The organism is Clostridium sp. (assembly GCF_032576335.1).
In the GTDB taxonomy this organism is placed as follows: domain Bacteria; phylum Bacillota; class Clostridia; order Oscillospirales; family Acutalibacteraceae; genus Faecalispora.
In genome coordinates, this window is the sequence record NZ_JAWFXC010000006.1 from 267,410 (window position 1) to 286,352 (window position 18,943).

General features: G+C 43.9%; 16 protein-coding genes. 7 read left to right on the plus strand and 9 right to left on the minus strand.

What is annotated here, in order from left to right; translation table 11 throughout:
* Positions 1 to 41: 41 nt before the first annotated feature.
* The 5 genes from E7L17_RS09480 to E7L17_RS09500 form a co-directional block, all read right to left on the minus strand.
* Positions 42 to 710 carry a hypothetical protein gene (locus E7L17_RS09480; protein WP_316323002.1) on the minus strand — a complete coding sequence of 223 codons (669 nt, stop codon included), beginning with the start codon at positions 708 to 710 and terminating at the stop codon, positions 42 to 44.
* A gap of 256 nt (positions 711 to 966) precedes the next feature.
* Positions 967 to 1,392 carry a hypothetical protein gene (locus E7L17_RS09485; protein WP_316323003.1) on the minus strand — a complete coding sequence of 142 codons (426 nt, stop codon included), beginning with the start codon at positions 1,390 to 1,392 and terminating at the stop codon, positions 967 to 969.
* A 97-nt stretch (positions 1,393 to 1,489) separates the two neighbouring features.
* A complete protein-coding gene (locus tag E7L17_RS09490; RefSeq protein ID WP_316323004.1) occupies positions 1,490 to 2,221 on the minus strand; it encodes a DUF4367 domain-containing protein in 732 nt (243 codons plus the stop codon).
* The gene (locus E7L17_RS09495; RefSeq protein WP_316323020.1) at positions 2,214 to 2,750 is read right to left on the minus strand and encodes a sigma-70 family RNA polymerase sigma factor; all 537 of its coding nucleotides are present in this window, start codon (positions 2,748 to 2,750) and stop codon (positions 2,214 to 2,216) included. The genes E7L17_RS09490 and E7L17_RS09495 overlap by 8 nt, the downstream gene beginning before the upstream one ends.
* A gap of 174 nt (positions 2,751 to 2,924) precedes the next feature.
* Positions 2,925 to 3,602 carry an HAD family hydrolase gene (locus E7L17_RS09500; RefSeq protein ID WP_316323005.1) on the minus strand — a complete coding sequence of 226 codons (678 nt, stop codon included), beginning with the start codon at positions 3,600 to 3,602 and terminating at the stop codon, positions 2,925 to 2,927.
* Positions 3,603 to 3,761: 159 nt separating this feature from the next.
* On the opposite strand from E7L17_RS09500, the gene E7L17_RS09505 reads away from it, so the two are divergent.
* The 5 genes from E7L17_RS09505 (at position 3,762) to E7L17_RS09525 (ending at position 9,186) form a co-directional block, all read left to right on the plus strand.
* Positions 3,762 to 4,934: an NADP-dependent malic enzyme gene (locus tag E7L17_RS09505; protein ID WP_316323006.1), complete on the plus strand. Its 1,173-nt coding sequence runs from the start codon at positions 3,762 to 3,764 to the stop codon at positions 4,932 to 4,934.
* 153 nt (positions 4,935 to 5,087) lie between these two features.
* Complete coding sequence (locus E7L17_RS09510; protein WP_316323007.1) at positions 5,088 to 6,431, plus strand: S1C family serine protease; 1,344 nt, start codon at positions 5,088 to 5,090, stop codon at positions 6,429 to 6,431.
* 247 nt (positions 6,432 to 6,678) lie between these two features.
* Complete coding sequence (locus E7L17_RS09515; protein ID WP_316323008.1) at positions 6,679 to 8,295, plus strand: peptide ABC transporter substrate-binding protein; 1,617 nt, start codon at positions 6,679 to 6,681, stop codon at positions 8,293 to 8,295.
* Between the two features lie 152 nt (positions 8,296 to 8,447).
* Positions 8,448 to 8,837 (plus strand): hypothetical protein, encoded by a 390-nt coding sequence (locus E7L17_RS09520; protein ID WP_316323009.1) that lies wholly within the window; start codon positions 8,448 to 8,450, stop codon positions 8,835 to 8,837.
* Positions 8,815 to 9,186 carry a P-II family nitrogen regulator gene (locus E7L17_RS09525; RefSeq protein WP_316323010.1) on the plus strand — a complete coding sequence of 124 codons (372 nt, stop codon included), beginning with the start codon at positions 8,815 to 8,817 and terminating at the stop codon, positions 9,184 to 9,186. The genes E7L17_RS09520 and E7L17_RS09525 overlap by 23 nt, the downstream gene beginning before the upstream one ends.
* 187 nt (positions 9,187 to 9,373) lie before the next feature.
* On the opposite strand, the gene E7L17_RS09530 is transcribed toward E7L17_RS09525, so the two are convergent.
* The 4 genes from E7L17_RS09530 to E7L17_RS09545 form a co-directional block, all read right to left on the minus strand.
* Positions 9,374 to 11,272: an ABC transporter ATP-binding protein gene (locus E7L17_RS09530; RefSeq protein ID WP_316323011.1), complete on the minus strand. Its 1,899-nt coding sequence runs from the start codon at positions 11,270 to 11,272 to the stop codon at positions 9,374 to 9,376.
* On the minus strand, positions 11,269 to 13,002 hold the full coding sequence (locus E7L17_RS09535) for an ABC transporter ATP-binding protein (protein ID WP_316323012.1): 1,734 nt from the start codon (positions 13,000 to 13,002) through the stop codon (positions 11,269 to 11,271). Before E7L17_RS09535 ends, E7L17_RS09530 begins: the two co-directional genes overlap by 4 nt.
* A gap of 169 nt (positions 13,003 to 13,171) precedes the next feature.
* On the minus strand, positions 13,172 to 14,110 hold the full coding sequence (locus E7L17_RS09540; protein ID WP_316323013.1) for a glycosyltransferase family 2 protein: 939 nt from the start codon (positions 14,108 to 14,110) through the stop codon (positions 13,172 to 13,174).
* Entirely contained in the window at positions 14,110 to 16,545 is a 2,436-nt protein-coding gene (locus E7L17_RS09545; RefSeq protein WP_316323014.1) for a YfhO family protein, read from the minus strand. Before E7L17_RS09545 ends, E7L17_RS09540 begins: the two co-directional genes overlap by 1 nt.
* 336 nt (positions 16,546 to 16,881) lie before the next feature.
* Here E7L17_RS09545 and yfbR point away from each other — a divergent pair, with 336 nt between their 5' ends.
* Together yfbR and E7L17_RS09555 are read left to right on the plus strand one after the other, a co-directional pair.
* On the plus strand, positions 16,882 to 17,484 hold the full coding sequence (gene yfbR / locus E7L17_RS09550) for a 5'-deoxynucleotidase (RefSeq protein WP_316323015.1): 603 nt from the start codon (positions 16,882 to 16,884) through the stop codon (positions 17,482 to 17,484).
* Positions 17,485 to 17,614: 130 nt separating this feature from the next.
* A complete protein-coding gene (locus E7L17_RS09555; RefSeq protein WP_316323016.1) occupies positions 17,615 to 18,688 on the plus strand; it encodes an LCP family protein in 1,074 nt (357 codons plus the stop codon).
* Positions 18,689 to 18,943 lie beyond the last annotated feature (255 nt).

The following is an 18,943-nucleotide window of genomic DNA, read 5'->3' on the forward strand; positions in this document are numbered from 1 at the left end:
AGGGTAGAATCTAACATGAAAGCATAGAAAATGAGTGGAAGTTAACCTGGTAGTACAATTATATTATCAGAAGGAGCAAAAGCTCCAGTTGATTTCGATTCTGGGAAAGCAGTTTTCATCAGCTGGGTTGCAGTTTGTAAATTTTGCTGAAAGGCTTTTGTTTCTGCTTCACTTTTTAAAGTATTGGCATGGATGCTTAGTGAGACAATTAGTTCGGCTAATTGCTTGGTATTCTTTTGGAATGCTTTCTCTTGGGGGATTTTTCTATCTGTTTTCAGCCTATATTGAAGCTGCTGTAAATAATCGGTTTCCGCAGAAGCAAAAGTATTCAATGACTGCTTTACTTCACGTGTAATCAGCGGGTCTTCCATTTCAGACTGATTGGAATAGATATTCTGAAGAAAGTAGCCAGCCCGGTCGGTAGCACTTCCCTCTACATACCCCAGAAGATAATCAGGAGAAGTTTTGCTATTCTCATTACTGGTTGCGATTTCTGCGATTTTTTGTAGCGAAGTACATTCGTTGAGCCATCCGTTTGAAAAGGAATTGTTGAGTACATTAGTTAATTGTTTTTCAGCCGTGTTTTTATCTGTTAATGCAGATGAACTGCTGTTTGGTGCACAGCTGCTAAGTGAAAATAGAAGAAGTACAAGACATATAAGCGCAATTTTAAAAGAGAAACTGGTTTCTTTATACAAATGTATTTGCACACAATCTCCCCTTGTCCATCATTGTAGTACCATAAGTGTTTTTTATGCAGATTATTTTGAGTAGTATTGTGAAGAGAATCATACGATTCTCTATTATAAGATGCGAGACACTACTTTTGAGTCAGTTTACCATCCGTGAATCATGCGGATGGTAAACCGAAACAAACGTTGTGTGTAGGTGTGTGGGTTATAATATGGTATGGAGGAAATTGAAATTAGGAGGTGTATATTGTGGGATGGTTACGCTATGTTGAGATTAGCCGCAGTAGTCGTAGTCGGTTAAGCTTAGATTCTCAATAGAACCATTGCGATAGACCTTTGCATTTACTTCTAATTCATAGTCGTGACCTTTTGTAACATAATATTCTTTATAAAAATAGAACAATTCGCCTTTGGTTGTTTGTGTCCAAGTTTTGACTGTTTTTGTTCCAGTAGATGTTACTTGCTTTAGCATAATTGTAGCCACAATTTTTGTCGTACCTGATTTAGCATAAATTTCAGAATTGCATTCAGCTTTACTACCAGAAAAATTCAATACAGATGAAATAAAATCTGTATTCGTAAAAAATAAAGTATAGTTCGGGTTGGGCTTAGACGGTGTTGTTTGTGCCGCGTATGTTGGTACGCTAATGGTTAACATCATGGAGAACGCCATTACTAGTGCAAGTATTTTTTTACGCATAAAATTACCCCTTTCGCTTGTCCAAATATGATTATATAAAGATAACGTTTCAGAGGGCTTAAATGTTACATATTTTTCCAAAAAATATTATGATATTTTATTTTAACATACTTTCAGCCATTAATATAAGCTGATTTGATGGTATTTTAGATACTATCACGAAGCTATTTGATTTAACACTCCAAACTAAATAGGAAGATTGCTCTTCCTTTTTTGATTCAAAAAGTTTTGCTTTAACACCATTAATTGTTAACTCTTTCAGTACTGTCTGCTCTGTATCTACAGAAAAAATTCCCTCATCTTTTATAGAGAAGGTTCTAAATACTATTACTTCATTATCTGCGTTTTTGTAATAAACAGTATAACTAGAACTAGTTTGTTTTGTTTCTGTTTCACTAAATCCATCAGGTATATATTTTGGCTTTAATACGGCAGCTGTTGATGGCGCAGAGGAACCAACTGTTGAAGAGTTTGAATTTTTATCCTCATATTTTATATCTAAGTGGTCAGCCTTCCATTCTAAAAGAGCATTAAAGATTGCATTACGGGATGCATCTACACTAAATAAGCCGAAAATAGAAACAGGGATGGTAATAGCCGCAATAACAGCCGCTTTTTTAGCAACTTTTTTAATTTGGAGCTGAGCTAGCTTTTGACTGGAATCCCGAATCATTCTTTCTATTTTTCTATGGGTAGCTAGTGATAAGTTGTAGTCTTCCGTTAGAGTATCTGCAGAGGGGTATGCTCGTACTTCATTTTCAAAGCTTTCTTTTATAGCTGCTTTCAGCATTACTTCAAAAATTTGATTTTTCATTTCTTGATTACTCATTGCTGTCGCCCCTCTCTTTCAGCTTTTTCATCAAAGCGGATTTGGCTCTGTGGAGCCGCACACGCACATTATCGTGAGAAATGTTTAATAAATCTGCGATTTCATGATCCGAATAATCGAAAACATATTTCAGCTTTAGCACACTGGCAGATTTATCGTTTAGATCAGAAATATCGTTCAGAATTGCCTGGTAGCTTTCTTCCGATGCAAAAGCCTCATAGGGAAGATCTTTAATATCGCCAATCAGTTCAATCTCTTCCAAAGGGATTGCGGTTCTACGATTTTCCGTCCTTATCATATCAAAACATATATTCCTAATTAATATACCGATTAAGCCCTTCGTTTTGTTACAGTCTTCAAAAGAAAATTTTTGTAAGTTATCAATTATTTTTAAAAATGTTTGAGAAACGGCATCTTCTGCTTTCTCTTGGTCGTTTAAAATTCCTTTGGCTATGTAGAGCATTAAACGGTGGTAGTCATTGTATAATTTTTCTACGACGCAACGATCTTCTTCGTTTTGTATGGCCATACCGCATATTAACACTATTTATCACTCCTTCGGGTATATTCATTATAAATTAGTTGCGTCAAGAAAACCAACTATATTTTTATATTTTTACAAATAATGACAAGAACAGGTGCAGCAGCGGGAAACTGCGGCACCTGTTCTCTTTTTTGCATTAATTTACTATGTTACCCCTACTTAAACTGCCACGGTTGTTCCCATTGCAATGGGCAGTATCTCTTTCGGGTCGTGCACAATGTGTTTAGCATGGCTCTGCTCTAACTCATTGCGGCATCGGAATCCCCACAACACGCCTACGGTATCCATTCCGGCAGCTTCACCGGTTTGCATATCTATGTCGGTGTCACCAATGTAAAGACAGTTTTTCGGTTCTACCCCAAGCTCCTTAGCAATCTGCAAAGCACCTACGGGGGATGGTTTGCGTTCCACGTTGAAACGTTGGCCATAGCAAATGTCGAACATATCGGGTGAATACAACATGGTAATCAGGCGCGAGGTAATGTTATGAGGTTTGTTGGAAAGCACCGCTAGCTTTATACCGTGTTCCTTCAATTCCCGCAGCACTTCTTCCATACCGGTGTATTGGTCTACAAAGTGCATAGGGTCTTGCTCGTAGAGATTTTCGTAAATTTTACGAAGCATCATCACGTCATCTTCGGTGTATCCTTTCGGAGAAACCTCTTGCAGCATTCCACGCATGAGACGCTCCGAACCTTTCCCAACCAGGTAACGGTACTTTTCGCGGTCTATCGCCGGGTATCTGCATTCCTCCAGTGCAGAATTGCCGAAATACGCAATGGAATCCAGCGTATCGGCCAAGGTCCCATCCAAGTCAAAAATACATGCTTGGTACATGATAAGCAATCTCCTTTCTGTATGGTATCTGAAATATTGCTTACAATTCTATCTAACCATATTTCGCTCCATTTTGCAATGATTTGCAAGAACTATTCTTGAAAGTTGCAGAAAATATGTTATACTAAACGAAATGTGCATTTATTGGAGGAAATTGAAATGGATTATGCATTAGAGGCATTAAAAAAGCATAAAGAATGGAAAGGAAAAATAGAGCTAAAGGTTAATTGCCCGGTAGAAACCAAAGATGACCTTTCTATCGCATATACGCCCGGCGTGGCAGAGCCATGCAAAGAAATTAGCAAGGACGTGGAGAAGTCTTATGAATATACGCGCCGCGGTAATATTGTTGCTGTTGTTACAGACGGTACCGCTGTTCTTGGTCTAGGGGACATTGGCCCAGAAGCCGGAATGCCCGTTATGGAGGGCAAAGCTGTTTTATTTAAAGCATTTGGAGATGTGGATGCGATTCCGCTCTGCATTCGCTCAAAGGATATAGACGAAATTGTACGCACAGTTGAGCTGTTGGCGGGTTCCTTTGGCGGTATTAATTTAGAAGATATAGCCGCTCCCCGTTGCTTTGAAATTGAGCGCCGTTTAAAAAAATCGCTGGATATTCCCGTTTTTCATGACGATCAGCATGGAACGGCAATTGTAGTGGGCGCAGCGTTACTAAATGCGTTAAAGGTAGTAAAAAAAGATATTACCAATGTGCGCGGTGTAGTGAACGGTGCTGGTTCCGCAGGGATTGCATGCGCAAAGCTCCTATTATCTCTTGGTATAAAAAATTTGATTTTGTGCGACCGCAATGGTGCCGTATGTGAGGGCGAAGAGTGGCTGAACCCGGCTCAGGCTGAAATGGCAAAGGTAACGAACCGTGACCTTATAAAAGGAACACTGGCCGATGTTATGAAGGGGGCAGATTTCTTTTTGGGTGTATCCGCACCCAACTGTGTGAGTGCAGAGATGGTAAAAAGCATGGCGCAGCAGCCTATTGTATTAGCCATGGCGAATCCCGTGCCCGAAATATTCCCCGATGAGGCATTGGCTGCCGGTGCAGTGGTAGTTGGTACCGGACGCTCCGATTACCCGAACCAGATTAATAATTTGCTGGCATTTCCGGGGATTTTCCGCGGAGCGCTGGATGTTCGTGCAAAGGATATTAACGATGAAATGAAGCTTGCTGCGGCGTATGCCATTGCGGCCATGATTACCGATGAGCAGCTTTCAGCGGAATATATCATTCCCTCTCCTTTAGATAAACGAGTTGCGCCACAGGTTGCAAAAGCGGTTGCAGAGGCTGCACGCCGAACCAACGTGGCTCGTATTTAAGCTGTTTATAAAAGATTTCAGAATTTTTCCGTCTATTTCACATTTTTTTCTTGATTCTTTCATAAAAAAGATAAGTGTACTTCATATGTTTTTCACATTCCTTTGGCATACTAAGAGCAATGAAAAAAGCCACATAGGAAAGGATCTGATTTTATGTATCCATTTGGTGAAAACAATAATCAATTTAACGCGCAGCGCGATGACTATACAACGGACAGTTATCAATGGAATAATCCGGAACAACAGGTGCAATGGAACGGCAGCACATATCGCTCGCAAGGCTCACAAGGTGGAAACTATAACGGCTCTTCACCGGAACCGCCTAGAAAACCAAAAATGCGGACGGGCACCAAGGTTTTATGCGGTGCACTTGCTTGCTTAATCATTTCGGCAAGCTCCATTGGTGGGTTTGTTGCTTTGGTGAATAATGGGTATGTAACACTTAGCAGCGGAGCGGCTGCGGGCAGTGTATCTTCCAGCCAGTCGTCGGTTCTTTCTTCCCCAATTACAACCCCCACAACATTAAAGGCGGGTGGCGCACTTACCGCACAACAAATTGCAAAAAAGGTGATTCCCTCCGTGGTCTGCATTCAAAATTTTCAAGTTAGCCAGTCACTGAATTTACAGCACCGCTCTGGCAGTGATGAATCGGCTGTTTCGCCAGCAAGTGAGGGCTCCGGAATTATAACCACTTCGGATGGCTATATTGTAACAAATGCGCATGTGGTTTCCGGTGCAGATTCGCTGAAAGTAATTCTTTCGGATGGAAAGTCTTACGAAGCAAAACTGGTTGGTAGTGACACCGTAACCGATTTGGCGGTTGTGAAAATAGAAGCTTCCGGTCTAACTGCCGCAGAGCTTGGTGCTTCATCTTCCTTACAGGTGGCAGATACCGTTATGGCGATTGGCAACCCGGGCGGTTTGGAGTTTAACTCCAGCGTAACCATTGGTTATGTATCTGCATTAAATCGTGAAATTACCAACAGTGAGAATGGCTACACCATGAAGTGCATTCAAACGGATGCCGCGATTAACCCCGGCAACTCTGGGGGAGCTCTGGTGAATGCCGCTGGGCAGGTAATTGGTATTAATTCTTCCAAGATAGTAGCGCAGGGCTACGAAGGCCTGGGGTTTGCAATCCCTATGGATGACGCAAGACCCATTATCGACGACCTGAAGAAATACGGCTATGTAAAAGACCGTGCTATGCTCGGTATTTCTGGCCAGTTTATTGATACCATGATTTCTCGTTTCTATGGTTTGCCAGTTGGATATTATGTTTCTTCTGCATCGAACCCCTCCGTTAATGCGGCGGGTATACAGGCCGGGGATGTTATTACTAAGATTGACGGTAAAGACATTAATTCCAGCACCGTTCTTACCAGCGCAATCGCATCCAAAAAACCGGGTGAAACAGTTTCACTAAGTGTTTCAAGAACAAAAACGGGTAAAACCTTTACGGCTTCCGTTACTTTGGCACAGTCTACCGGTAGTTGATTTTTAATAGCTTCTAGTGGGTAAACAATTACCATATAAAAGCTATGCGAATCCACTTTAAAAAAGCAGCAAAGCATGTTGCCTTGCTGCTTTTTCCTATTTTTACATAACGTTTGGGTTCGTTGCATTCAACTATGAAACATGCTAGAATGAAATCAAATTGGAACGCTTCCTTTCTTTCCTCTTTTTTATAATGAGGAAATGATTTTCAATAGTAGACAGGGCAAACTATATTTAGAATATGTTGGTGATAAAGTTGAGAAGGCTGCTTTCTGCACTCCTTGTTGTGTGCATGCTGCTTGTGTTCCCGTCTTGTGGTCAAAAAAAGAATGAGGCCGCAGACAAAGTAATTCAGTATTATATTGAAAAAGAACCCCAAACACTTGACCCTCAGGTGGCTACGGATTCTTCTGCTCTTTTAACAATTGGTGCCTTGTATGAAGGCCTCGCCCGGTTAGATGAGAACGGAAAAGCAACTCCGGGTGTTGCAGAGAGCTGGAGTGCAAATGCAACATTTACGCAATTTACCTTTCACTTGCGTAATAATGCCGTTTGGTCTGACGAACAGCCCGTGACTGCTGCCGATTTTGCGTTTGCGTTTCGCCGGGCATTGGCTCCGCAAACAAAGTCTTTGGCCTGCCGACCGCTGTACGCAATAAAAAATGCGAGGAAAATTAGTGAAGGTTCTTTACCGGTAGATCAACTTGGGGTATCGGTTCCAAACGATAACACACTTGTAGTTGAGCTGGAATACGCGTACCCTGAATTTCCGGCGCTCACCTCACAAAGTGTATTCATGCCCTGCAACGAAAAGTTTTTTCTACAAACACAGGGTAAATATGGGCTGGAGTACAAAGCAATTGTAAGCAATGGACCATTTGTTTTGGGTACCAAATACAGTTGGGACCACGGCAAGCAGATTAAGCTGAGTCGCTCAGATAAGTATAAGGGGGCGCAGGCGGCGCTGCCCGCAGCTTTAATTTTTTCTATGAAAGGTTCCGATGTGGACGTAACTGACCCAATCAAGGCGCTTACAACTTCAAAGGTCGATGCGATTGCGGTCTCGGAACAACAGGCGTTGCAGGCGCAGGCATTGGAACTGTCGGTCACTTCATTTCAAGACATTACTTGGGGGCTCTCATTTAATACGCAGGACGCATTAATGCAAAATCTAAAAATTCGGCAGGGATTAATTCAGTCTCTCCCAAGACAAAAGCTAATGGAACAGCTACCAGAAAAAGCGGAACCGGCAGAATATATTATTGGCCCGCAGGCAATGTTAATGGGTGAGAATTACCGAAAGCTTGCCAGTTCGGCATCTGGCTACCAAAAAGAGAGCACACAGGGCGGTGCAATGCTGCAAGCCGGTTTAAAGGAGCTGGGTCACCCCGAATTTTCACGTGTAACGGTACTTTGCCCCGACACAGAACAGGCAAAGCGAATGGTAAATGAAATACTGGTGGCGTGGAATCACCTAACCGGCCAGTATTTTAGTATGCAGCCGATGGCAGAAGAGGAACTGCAAAAGGCAGTGGATAACGGGGAATACCAGATTGCCTTAACGGGGATTCACCCGGAACAGGATGGAAAGCTGCTTTCGGTATTCCGTTCCGATAGTCCGCAGAACCCAGCGCGCCTGAGTAGCCAGGATTTTGACCGCATATTGATTACAGCAGAGCAATCTGGCAATACGGGAGCACTTGCTTCCTACATTCAGGCGGAAAACTACTTGAGTTCCAATGCTGTTTTTTACCCAATTTATTATAAAAATAGTTACTTTGCCAGTGGAAAAGGGGTTACCGGAATTGTGTTTCGCCCTAATTCGGGCGGAATTGATTTTTTACTTGCTGGAAAAACAGACTAGGGATTGACGAAAGACAGTTAATTCTATATAATGGAACGACGGAGGCGCAGGGTGACTGATTTTCCCTGCTCACTGCTTGCACAAAATGCCTGCCCGACTGCGGGAAATGGCTTTGGCAAAGAACCCTGACGGGGTTAAGGGAGGACGAAAGGATGTTGGATACAGCCTTGTCGAAAAAGCTTTCTTTGATCGTAGCGATTGTAAACCGCCATCAAGGGGAAAAGGTATCAAAGCTTTTAAATTCCGAGAATCTCACATTTAACTATATCTTTCTAGGGCATGGCACAGCCAGCTCAGAGCTGCTTAATTATTTGGGGATTGGCGAAACGGAAAAGGATATTGTGCTTAGCTCTGCTCCGGCAGAGAAAGTTCCTGCATTAATGGAACAGCTTCAACGTGAACTGCATTTGGAAAAAGCAGGAAACGGAGTGGCGTTTACAATCCCAATCTCGAGTGTAGGCGGAGCAAAAACCCTTTCACTCATGACGGGCGATTTTCAAAAAGGAAAGGGGGATTCCTGTGATTGCTGCGAGCCAGTATAATCTCATCATTACCATTGTGACCCGTGGATACTCGGAACAGGTGATGAAAGCGGCAAAGCTGGGCGGAGCCACCGGAGGAACCATTTTATTAGCACGCGGAGCGGGAATGCACGAGGCTGAGAAAATCCTTGGCTTCTCGATTCATCCGGAAAAAGAGATTGTTCTGATTTTAACTCTGCAGGAGAAAAAGCAGGACATTATGCGTGCCATATGCCAGAACTGTGGGTTCTGTACAGAGGCACGAGGGATGTCTATTGCGGTTCCTGTTGAGGATGCAATGGGTCTGCCGGTAGCAGATATGGAACGGGAGCTGCAGGCGCATGAGCTTCCCAGAACCGGAACAGAATAAGAAATTAAAAGCTCTTTCCTGTATAGGAGAGAGCTTTTTTAATACTCAGTTGAATATTTCTGCAAATTAAGACTGCTGTTAAAAAGTGAATTGGAATGAAGGACTGCATTTAATTAGGCGAGTACTGCGGTTGCTATTAAAATAATATTAATGGAGTCAATATTCGAAGTGCAAAGTAAAATAAGCACTAGGAGAGTTCAATCGATCCATTGTAAAGCTGGGTATACCTGCCGTTCCTAACCAGAAGTTCTTCGTGATTGCCCTGCTCAATCACACAACCATGCTCTAACACAAGAATTTGATTGGCATGGCGTACGGTAGAGAGGCGATGAGCAATAACAAATACGGTACGGCCCTGCATGAGGCGATCCATTCCTTTCTCGATGATAGCTTCGGTGCGTGTGTCGATGGAGGAAGTGGCTTCATCCAAAATTAAAATGGGTGGGTCAGCAATCGCTGCCCGGGCGATTGCTAATAATTGCCGCTGCCCCTGCGATAGATTGGAGCCGTCCCCAGTCAGCACGGTTTCGTATCCCTGCGGTAAATGGCAAATGAACGCATCGGCACCGGCTATTTTGGCGGCTTTTACGACCTCCTCATTTGTTGCGTTTAGCCTGCCGTAGCGAATGTTATTCATTACTGTACCTGTAAAGAGGTGTGTGTCTTGCAATACCAATGCCATAGAGCGGCGCAATGAATCTTTTTGAACGCTTTGAATGTCGATTCCATCAAATCGGATGGTACCCTGCTGAATCTCGTAAAACCGGTTAATTAAGTTTGTGATGGTTGTTTTTCCTGCTCCGGTGGAGCCCACAAATGCAATTTTTTGCCCGGGGTAAACGCACAAATTCAGATTGGTAAGAACGGGCTTTTCTGGGTGATAGCCGAACGTAACCTGCTCGAACTCAATTTGACCTTTTAGTGGAAGTTGAGAGTGTGTGCCCGTTGCACTTGGTATATTCCACACCCAGCCTTTGCGTTCGTTCGAATTGTGCAAAGTTGAAGACGCTTTCAATTTGCAAGCAGTTAACGTAACTTTCCCTTCGTTTGCTTCGGGTGGTTCATCAATAGCGGCAAAGATACGCTGTGCTCCTGCCAATGCACTGAGGACAGCACTAATTTGCTGAGATATTTGGGTTAATGGGGAAGAAAAGCTGCGGGTAAACTGTAAGAAAAGCACCACGGTACCAAGGGTAAGAATGTGGCTGATTGCCAGTATACAGCCCACAACTGCAGTGAGAGCAAATTGCAGACTTGATAGATTTGTGAGAATGGGTAAGAGGATATTCGCAAAGGTATTTGCTTTATCTGCAGATTGGCGCAGTGATTCATTCCTTTTGCGGAATTCTTCCTTTGTGGCTTCTTCTTGCCGATAGACTTTAATCACTCGCTGACCTTCTATCATTTCTTCAATGTAGCCATTTAGGGAACCAATGGCTGCTTGCTGTGATTCAAACGCATTTCCGCTTTTGCTGCCAATGACACGAATCACTTGAAGCATGACTACGAATAGCAGAATCGTGAGAAGTGTTAATTGCCAGCTATAATAGAGCATGAGCGCGAAAATACCAATGACAGTAAGAAGTGAAGAAAAAAAGCTAGTAATGCTGTTATTCAGCATTTCACGCAGTGCGTCGGTATCGTTGGTGAAGAGGCTCATTAGCTCACCGTTTGGTTTGGAGTCAAAATATCGCAGTGGCAGCCGCTCCAATTTTGCGTAAAGCTCAGTTCGGATGCGACAAAGTGTTTCCGTAGATATTTGGAGCATCCAATAACCATACAAATAAGAGCCAATGGCACTTGCGGCGAACAAAGCGAGCATAACAATGGTTAAGTGTAAAAAGTTTTGCATTAAGGCTGTGTCGTATTGCTGCGTAAGGGGAGTAATGCAGTCATCAATAATGGTTTTTAGCAATGCGCTTCCGGCAATTTGTGCGCCGGAGCTTAGAATAATTGCAATACCTACGAAAATGAGATAAAAACGGTAGGGCGTTAAATAGCTTAAAATACGGCGGATGGTTTCTCCAGTTTTTTTCGTCTCTGGGGCTGGCGCTGATATTATATCTGCTTGGTTTTCTGCGTTCACGTAAACAATCCCCCTTTTTCCTGCGAATTTACAATCTCGCGGTAAATGGAGTTGCCTGAAAGCAGCTCTTCATGAGTGCCGATTCCGCAAATAGTTCCATTTTCCATTACAATAATTCGGCCTGCGCCACGCAGGGATGCAATACGCTGAGCGATGATAAGAATGGTAGTGCCGTGCAGTTCTTTCTGGATTTCTTCGCGGATTTTGGCGTCTGTGGCAGTATCTACCGCGCTGGTGAAATCATCTAACACAATAATTGAGGGGCGAGTAAGCAAAGCGCGTGCAATGCACAGGCGCTGTTTCTGTCCGCCGGAAAAATTGGTGCCGCCTTGCTCAACGTGGGTATCGAGGCCATCGGGTAACGCTTCAATAAATTCCAGAGCCTGTGCGGTGCGGCAGGCATGAATCAGTTCCGGTTCGGTTGCGTTTGGGTTACCCCTTAAAAGGTTTTGGCGGATAGTACCGGTAAACAGAGTGTTTTTTTGAAGAACTAATGCAACGGCACTGCGCAGGGTATGAAAAGAGTAATTCTCAACGGGATTTCTGCCGACGAGTAGCTTGCCGCCCGAAAGCTCGTAAAGGCGGGGAATAAGCTGAACTAAAGTGGACTTAGCGGAACCCGTACCACCAATAATCCCAATCGTTTCCCCCGATTCAATTGACAGGTTGATGTGATGAAGAGTGAGGTTGTCCTTTGGCCCTCCATAGGAGAAAGAAGCATCTACAAATTCGATGGAACCGTCTACCGGCTTGATAGAAGATAAGGGTGCGTCTGGAATAGAGGGCATTTCTGCAAGAACCTCCTGGATTCTTGTGACAGAGGCACGAGATAATACGCTGAGCAAAAAAATCATAGATAGAAACATGAGTGAAATTAAAATTTGAGAAATATAGCTTATGAATGCAGAAAGCTGGCCAAGTTCCAACCCTTTTTGAATGACCAGATTTCCGCCCAGCCAAACCACGGCCACAATACAGCCCGAGATGGTTAGTTGTAGAATTGGCAGAGTAAATAAAATAAGGCGCTCTGCGACAAATTGTGTTTTTTGTAGTGTTTTAGCCTGCTCTGCAAATCTTTGGCTTTCATATTCTTCTCGTACATAAGATTTTACAACCCGAATGTTGTTCAGATTTTCTTGAACAGAGGCGTTCATGTTGTCAACGCGATTTAGCATCTCCTGAAAACGGGGATACCCATTTTTCATCATGTACGCCATTGTAACAACTAAAACAGGAATAGCGGCAAGAAAAATAACGGAGAGCCGGCGACTGATGAGCACAGCCATTGCAGTTGCGCCGATTAACTGGATGGGCGCTTGTAGACCGAGGCGTAAAAACATAAGAAAGGCATTCTGTACATTTGTAACGTCGGAGGTAAGGCGTGTGATGAGGGAAGCGGAAGAGAAATGGTCGATATCTGAGAAAGAAAAATCCGTTATCTTATCAAACATGGCATTGCGAAGATTTGCAGAAAGACCGGTGCATGCCCGTGCGGCAAAACGGCCTGCCAAAGCACCGAATGCCAAAGCCAAAATTGCCATGAATACCATAAGTGCGCCTATTTTTATGGTGTAAATCATACCGCCACTGCCCAAAACACCATGGTCAATCAGGCCAGACATCAAATAAGGAATGAGCAGCTCCATTGCCACTTCCACAAGGATTAACAATGGTGCGAGTATGGCGTCTTTGCGGTATTCCCCCAGAAGAGAGCTTAACTGTTTGAGCATTGGTTCTTTCCTTTCGCACAATGGAATGGTAAGGGATTGTTTCTGCCCGCCTATGAGCAATGGTTCTCTACCAATAATTTGCTCAAATTTTACCGTTCCATTCCTTTCAGTAAAAGGAACATAAAAAGCGACCCGTAATAGAATACGGGTCGCTTTGCAATGAGCTATCTTAAAGCTCCTTTTCAATTAAATAGCGTGGTCTGTCCTTAACCTCGTTGTAGATTTTCCCAATATACCCGCCCAGCACACCAATGCAGAGGAGTTGTATACCTCCCAGCAGCCATATGGAGCAGACGATGGCGGTCCAGCCGGCTACTGCGTTGCCGGTGAAATAAGAGATAAGTGCGTACAGCAGGCCGAGAATACTGAGAAGAGATACCAAAACGCCTAGATTGGCAATGATTTTGAGTGGCTTTACACTAAACGAGGTAATACCATCCAGCGCAAAGGAAATCATTTTCTTAAGCGGGTATTTCGATTCCCCAGCAAAGCGCTCGTGGCGCTCATACGTTACCGTACCGCTTCGAAAACCAATTAACGGCACAATACCGCGCAGAAACAGGTTAGTCTCACGGTAATCGGAAAGCGCGTCTAGTGCTCGGCGGCTCATAAGGCGGTAATCTGCATGGTTGAAGACAAGGTCAACTCCTAAGATCTTCATCACCCGGTAGAAGCCAAGTGCAGAACTACGTTTGAAAAAAGTATCTGTTTCACGCTTGCTGCGAACCCCGTATACGACATCGCACCCCTCTTGGTACTGGCGAACAAATTGGTCCAGCACTTCAATGTCATCCTGAAGGTCTGCGTCTAAACTAATGGCACAGTCTGCGTATTTACGTGCCGTCATTAAACCGGAGAGCAGGGCATTTTGGTGGCCGCGGTTATGCGCCAGCTTAACACCTCCTATCATTGGGTTTTCAACATGATAGGCCTCAATCATCTCCCAAGTTTTATCGCGGCTGCCATCATCCACAAACAACATGCGGCTTTCGGGCGATGCGATTCCGCTTGCAATCATGCTATTTAGTTTTATGGTGAGGCGCTTTACCGTTTCGGGCAGAACCTGTTCCTCGTTGTAGCACGGAATGACGAAATAAACAATAGACATTACAAATCCTCCTCCACGCCCCCGCCGAACGGAGGCATGCTTTGCTCCGGATGTTTAACACGGAACGTACGGCGCTTGGTAGCCGTTTTTATTTGGCTATCGTAACGCTTGCTGATACGAATATAGAGAAACAGTAATAGGAAAGCAGCACCGGAAAGCGCGATTCCTTTTATTAGACCCGGAGTGCGGTACTCAAAACGGATGGTTGACTCCCCGGCGGGAACCGGAACAGCCATAAAGCCTACGCTTACCTTTTCAATATCTACCGGTTGGCCGTTCACCGTTGCACTCCAACCCGACTCATATGGTACGCTGAAAAATACCAGCCGCTCCTTATCTGCCGAGTAATGAAGGGAGAACCCGGTATTGTCGTGCGAGAAATCAGTTCCAGCGCTTTCCCGCCGTTGCAGGCATGCCTCATAATAATCGTTGTAATTAAAGTCTACGTCTGCAACTTCTTGCTGTGTTAGCATAGAACCGTATTTTTTAATCTGCTCATCGGAAAGAACAAGAGAGTGCAGAAAAAGTAAATTGCGGTTCCCTTCCGCGGTTTCGTCGTACTGTTCCTTTGTAATGTAGGTGTCGTAGCTAAAGCCCATGGGAATGTAATATTCGTTTTCCCATATATCGAAACCATTTTGTGTGCCAAAATAGCGCCAACCGGGCATTTCGGGATTCTGGCGGTTTTCACCACCAAAATAATTATCGTCATTAATGGGATCGAACAGCCAGCGGCAGGAGGTAAGCGCACGCAGTCCATACGTTTTGGTGTCTGGCCGAGAGCCTACGTCTCGTGAAACCCCAATGGTTGGGTAAAACTCCATAATGGAGCCGGGCACAATGCTGTGAAATGCCTGTATGGTCGGTATTTGCCAGTACATGGCTTGGTTATCCATCGCATGGTAGAAATCAGACCGTACATTTTGTAAATCGGGTAAAGTAATATCTGCACCGCCGTTGAGTGCATAGGGGATTAACTGGCGGCGAACATCCTCCGATTGTGTTTTGCCGAGAGAGATGAAAAAGATGGAGTATAAAAAGGACATTGCGGCAATTCCAGCAAACAATTTTTTCTGAAATACCTTTTTGTCGCGCTTCCAGTATTTCATTACAATGCAAAGCGCAAGAAGACCGAGCAATGCCAATGCTACATAAGCCCAAAAACGAGTGGGGTATTCTTCCAGACCAATTGTGCGCGTGGTGGTGCCGTTGCTGGTTTTTGACTGCGGAATTAAACCAATTGGAAGCGCAATGCCAAGTGTAATGCCCAACACCCAGCGCACGGCACGGCGCCAGTCACTGCTTTCCCGCTCCAAGGATATTAAGGTTGCAAGGCACATCATCAGCACGAGCATATAAAACCAGCGTGCATAGTAGGATGCATTAAACAATTGAAACGCCGAATTCAGAATCGGGACAAAAGCCATTAAAAATAGAATGCCAAGGAGCTTTTTCAGCCAATGGCGGCTGCGGTTTTGCAGAAAAGCGAACACACCGGTCATACTGAACAGGGGCAGCCAAGCCCCAAGAGATGCCCATTTTGCCTCTGAATTGGGTGTGAAATTCGGGCGTGCCGGAATATCTGGCGGAAAGAAAAACGATTGTAGAATGTGTACATAGCGCTGGTTCCAGCCATATAACAAGGAGCTCCAACCATCCGGTGGGTTATTCACACGGGGGTTTTGAAGAACTGTAAGAACAGTGGGAACAAGCAGTGCACTAGAGAGAGCTACACCAAGAACGGATTCCAACAGTAGAAGCAGAAAATCTCGTATGGTAATTTTCCAGCTGCCGCAGAACGCCCGCACCAGCCAATATAAAATGCAGAATACGACTTGTCCTACAAAAAAATAATAGTTAACAAAGCAGCTTACAAAAACGGTTACTGCAAATATACCGCGCCTGCGGTGGTACATGTATTCATCCATTGCCCAAAGAAGAATGGGGAAGACAATGATTGCTTCATGAAAATGATTAAAGAATATATTGTAGACGGAGAAGCCGGAAAAAGCATAGAGCATTCCGCCGACTACTGCGTACTGTGGGTCGCGCACATAGCGTTTGAGGTATAGGCAGCCGGCACAGCCGGAGCAGGCAAATTTGAGCACCAGAAGCGGCCCCATTAAATAGGGGATGGCACCGCTTGGAAACGGGAGGGTCAGCCAGAAAAAGGGGCTTCCGATTAAATAAAAGGAATAAGAGCCAATAAAATTGGCGCCTAAGTCGGTTGTCCAGCTCCAGTGCCAGTTACCACTGCGAATCGCGTCGTGGCACATGCGGTAAAAAGGAATCTGCTGAACGTTAAAATCCCCATAAAATAAAAAATAGCCGCTGTCTACCAGCTGAAAGGGTAGAAAAATCAGCGTGGCAAGACCCAGACTATACAAAAATGCTTTTGCGAGTACGTTTTCCACTGGTCTGGAAAGTAGGTTCAAAACCATCCACTCCTTTGCGTAGAAAATAGGTGCCTGCTTGCCTCAAAAGGATTTGTTATTTGCAAACCCTACGCAGCTGGCATCTAGAAATTGAATAATAATGAAAAAGCGGTTGTGGCAAAGGCCCGTAGCGCGTAGCGCTTAAGATTCATACAAAAATAATGGGGTATCGATGCTTTGGTTATTATAACATAGGAATTCCCATGAAAGAAGAGGAAATGAAGCCAATTGTAAAATAATTTCGTTTTATTGTATCCTGCGTTTTTCTCTGCTATAATAACTGTCGTAGTTGCTTTAAGCCGAAATATGTCATAAAAGCGGCTGGGAGGAAACAGAATGTATCATTTTTATGCGATGCTATCGCGGATGAAATACATTAATCGCTGGGGGCTGATGCGCAATACCAGAAGTGAAAACATCTGTGAGCATAGTCTTGATGTAGCGATGATTGCACATGCACTGGCTCTTTTACGTAATTCACGTTTTGGTGGGAATGTAAATCCGGAGCGAGCGGCAGTGCTGGCAATGTTTCATGATGTAACTGAAATTATAACAGGGGATCTTCCAACCCCGGTGAAATACGATAATCCGGAGATTCGACAGGCATACCGCCGTGTAGAGGAAATGGCGCAAAAAAGACTATTAGCGCTTTTGCCGGATGATCTTAGGGGACAGTATCGACCCCTCATTTGTGAAGATGAGCCCGGCGACCGCGAACTATACCCGCTCATTAAGGCAGCGGATAAAATTTCAGCATTAATTAAGTGTGTAGAAGAGCGAAGCATGGGGAATGCAGAGTTCCACCGTGCGGAGCAGGCACAGCGCGAAACCATAATGCAGATGGGGTTACCCGAGGCAGAGTGTTTTATAACTGAGTTTTTGCCCTCTTACGAATTAACGCTGGATGAGCAGGATTTACCCCAACAGGTAAACGATTAATATTTCTATGAATAGAAAAGCTTTGCCGTAAGTTTGCAGACATAAAAGAGGATAAATTAGAACAAGATAACACATAAAGGCGTACTGCGGTGCGGGCACAATGCCCATGAGCCGAAGAAGGGATGATGTTGTGAATAAGAACAAACCGATGAAAGGGAAGAAACCCTCTTCTGGAAAAGGAAAAAAGACATTTTTATTAAATGTTGCAATCTTAGTAGTTAGCCTTGTTTTAATAACAGTTGGCGGTACTTTAGTATACGCAGACCATCTGCTTGGTCGCATTCAATTTGAGCAGGATCCGGTAGAGTCAACGCCTTCTCACAATCAATCGGGAGTAACTTCTTTTGAAAACATAGGGAATTCACAATACGTAGTAAACGGATTGTATCACGACGATAAGATCCTTAATGTTCTATTGCTGGGCGTGGATGATTACGAAGCAAATGACCGCGGGCGCAGCGACAGTATGCTGATGCTTTCATTGGATCGCCGGCACGAGAAGCTGAAGATGACGTCTTTCATGCGTGACTTATATGTTACCATTCCTGGTTATCACGCCAATAAGCTTACGGTTGCATACTCCCTAGGGGGACCAACTTTGACTGTGCAGACCATTGAGAACAGCTTTGGAGTGGATATTGACCGTTATGTGCTGATCAGCAACGATTCTTTTAATCGAATTATTGATCGGCTAGGCGGCGTTACACTTGAAATTACAAGTGCAGAAGCAAAGTTGATTAATACGTATTCGGGTGAGCCATCTTCCAAACGTTTGACCGGCGGCGTACAGCATATGACGGGTAAGCAGGCACATTATTATTCCCGTATTCGTGCAATTGGTGACGATTATGAGCGTACGCTACGCCAGAGGAAGGTTCTTCAGGCAATTGTAGATGAATTTAAATCCTCTGACTTGGGAACAATCAACGGAATACTTTACGATGTTCTTCCGCTTGTAAAGACCAATATGACAAAAAATGAGATTTTATCTCTTGCTGCAAACTCACTAACCTACCTCAACTACCCTACAAGCCAGAATCGTGTACCAGTTGACGGTGCTTTTTATGACCAAAATGTTCCGGGTGTAGGCTCTTCTTTGATTGCTGATTTCCAAAAGAATCATAAAAAACTTGTTGAGTTTATTTATGAAGAAAAGCAGGGAGCGGATTCTTCGGACAAAGAATCATCTTTTGAAAGCCGTTGATTTGGTTTTTTAAAAGCCTTGAATCGATGTTGATTCAAGGCTTTTTCTATATTTTTTGTTCTTCTATCTTTCTTATATTCTCTTTTAAATTTGATAATGGGAATGCAAATATTGGGAGATTATGTTATAATAACCTCACGGCGTGACCGAAAGCAGAGCTTTCGACGCCTGAGAGAGCATTGAATCATCCGCGTAAGTGCTGAAAAGACAATGCGGATTTTACTAGTGGGCAATTGTAATGAAATGATTGAATAA

What these genes read in the sequence shown, in the direction of transcription:
- E7L17_RS09495 (WP_316323020.1), bottom strand. Translation starts at nt 2,750, where the DNA reads ATGGCCATACAAAACGAAGAAGATCGTTGCGTCGTAGAAAAATTATAC.
- E7L17_RS09520 (WP_316323009.1), top strand. Translation starts at nt 8,448, where the DNA reads ATGTTGGATACAGCCTTGTCGAAAAAGCTTTCTTTGATCGTAGCGATT.
- E7L17_RS09510 (WP_316323007.1), top strand. Translation starts at nt 5,088, where the DNA reads ATGTATCCATTTGGTGAAAACAATAATCAATTTAACGCGCAGCGCGAT.
- E7L17_RS09540 (WP_316323013.1), bottom strand. Translation starts at nt 14,110, where the DNA reads ATGTCTATTGTTTATTTCGTCATTCCGTGCTACAACGAGGAACAGGTT.
- E7L17_RS09500 (WP_316323005.1), bottom strand. Translation starts at nt 3,602, where the DNA reads ATGTACCAAGCATGTATTTTTGACTTGGATGGGACCTTGGCCGATACG.
- yfbR (WP_316323015.1), top strand. Translation starts at nt 16,882, where the DNA reads ATGTATCATTTTTATGCGATGCTATCGCGGATGAAATACATTAATCGC.
- E7L17_RS09505 (WP_316323006.1), top strand. Translation starts at nt 3,762, where the DNA reads ATGGATTATGCATTAGAGGCATTAAAAAAGCATAAAGAATGGAAAGGA.
- E7L17_RS09490 (WP_316323004.1), bottom strand. Translation starts at nt 2,221, where the DNA reads ATGAGTAATCAAGAAATGAAAAATCAAATTTTTGAAGTAATGCTGAAA.
- E7L17_RS09485 (WP_316323003.1), bottom strand. Translation starts at nt 1,392, where the DNA reads ATGCGTAAAAAAATACTTGCACTAGTAATGGCGTTCTCCATGATGTTA.
- E7L17_RS09535 (WP_316323012.1), bottom strand. Translation starts at nt 13,002, where the DNA reads ATGCTCAAACAGTTAAGCTCTCTTCTGGGGGAATACCGCAAAGACGCC.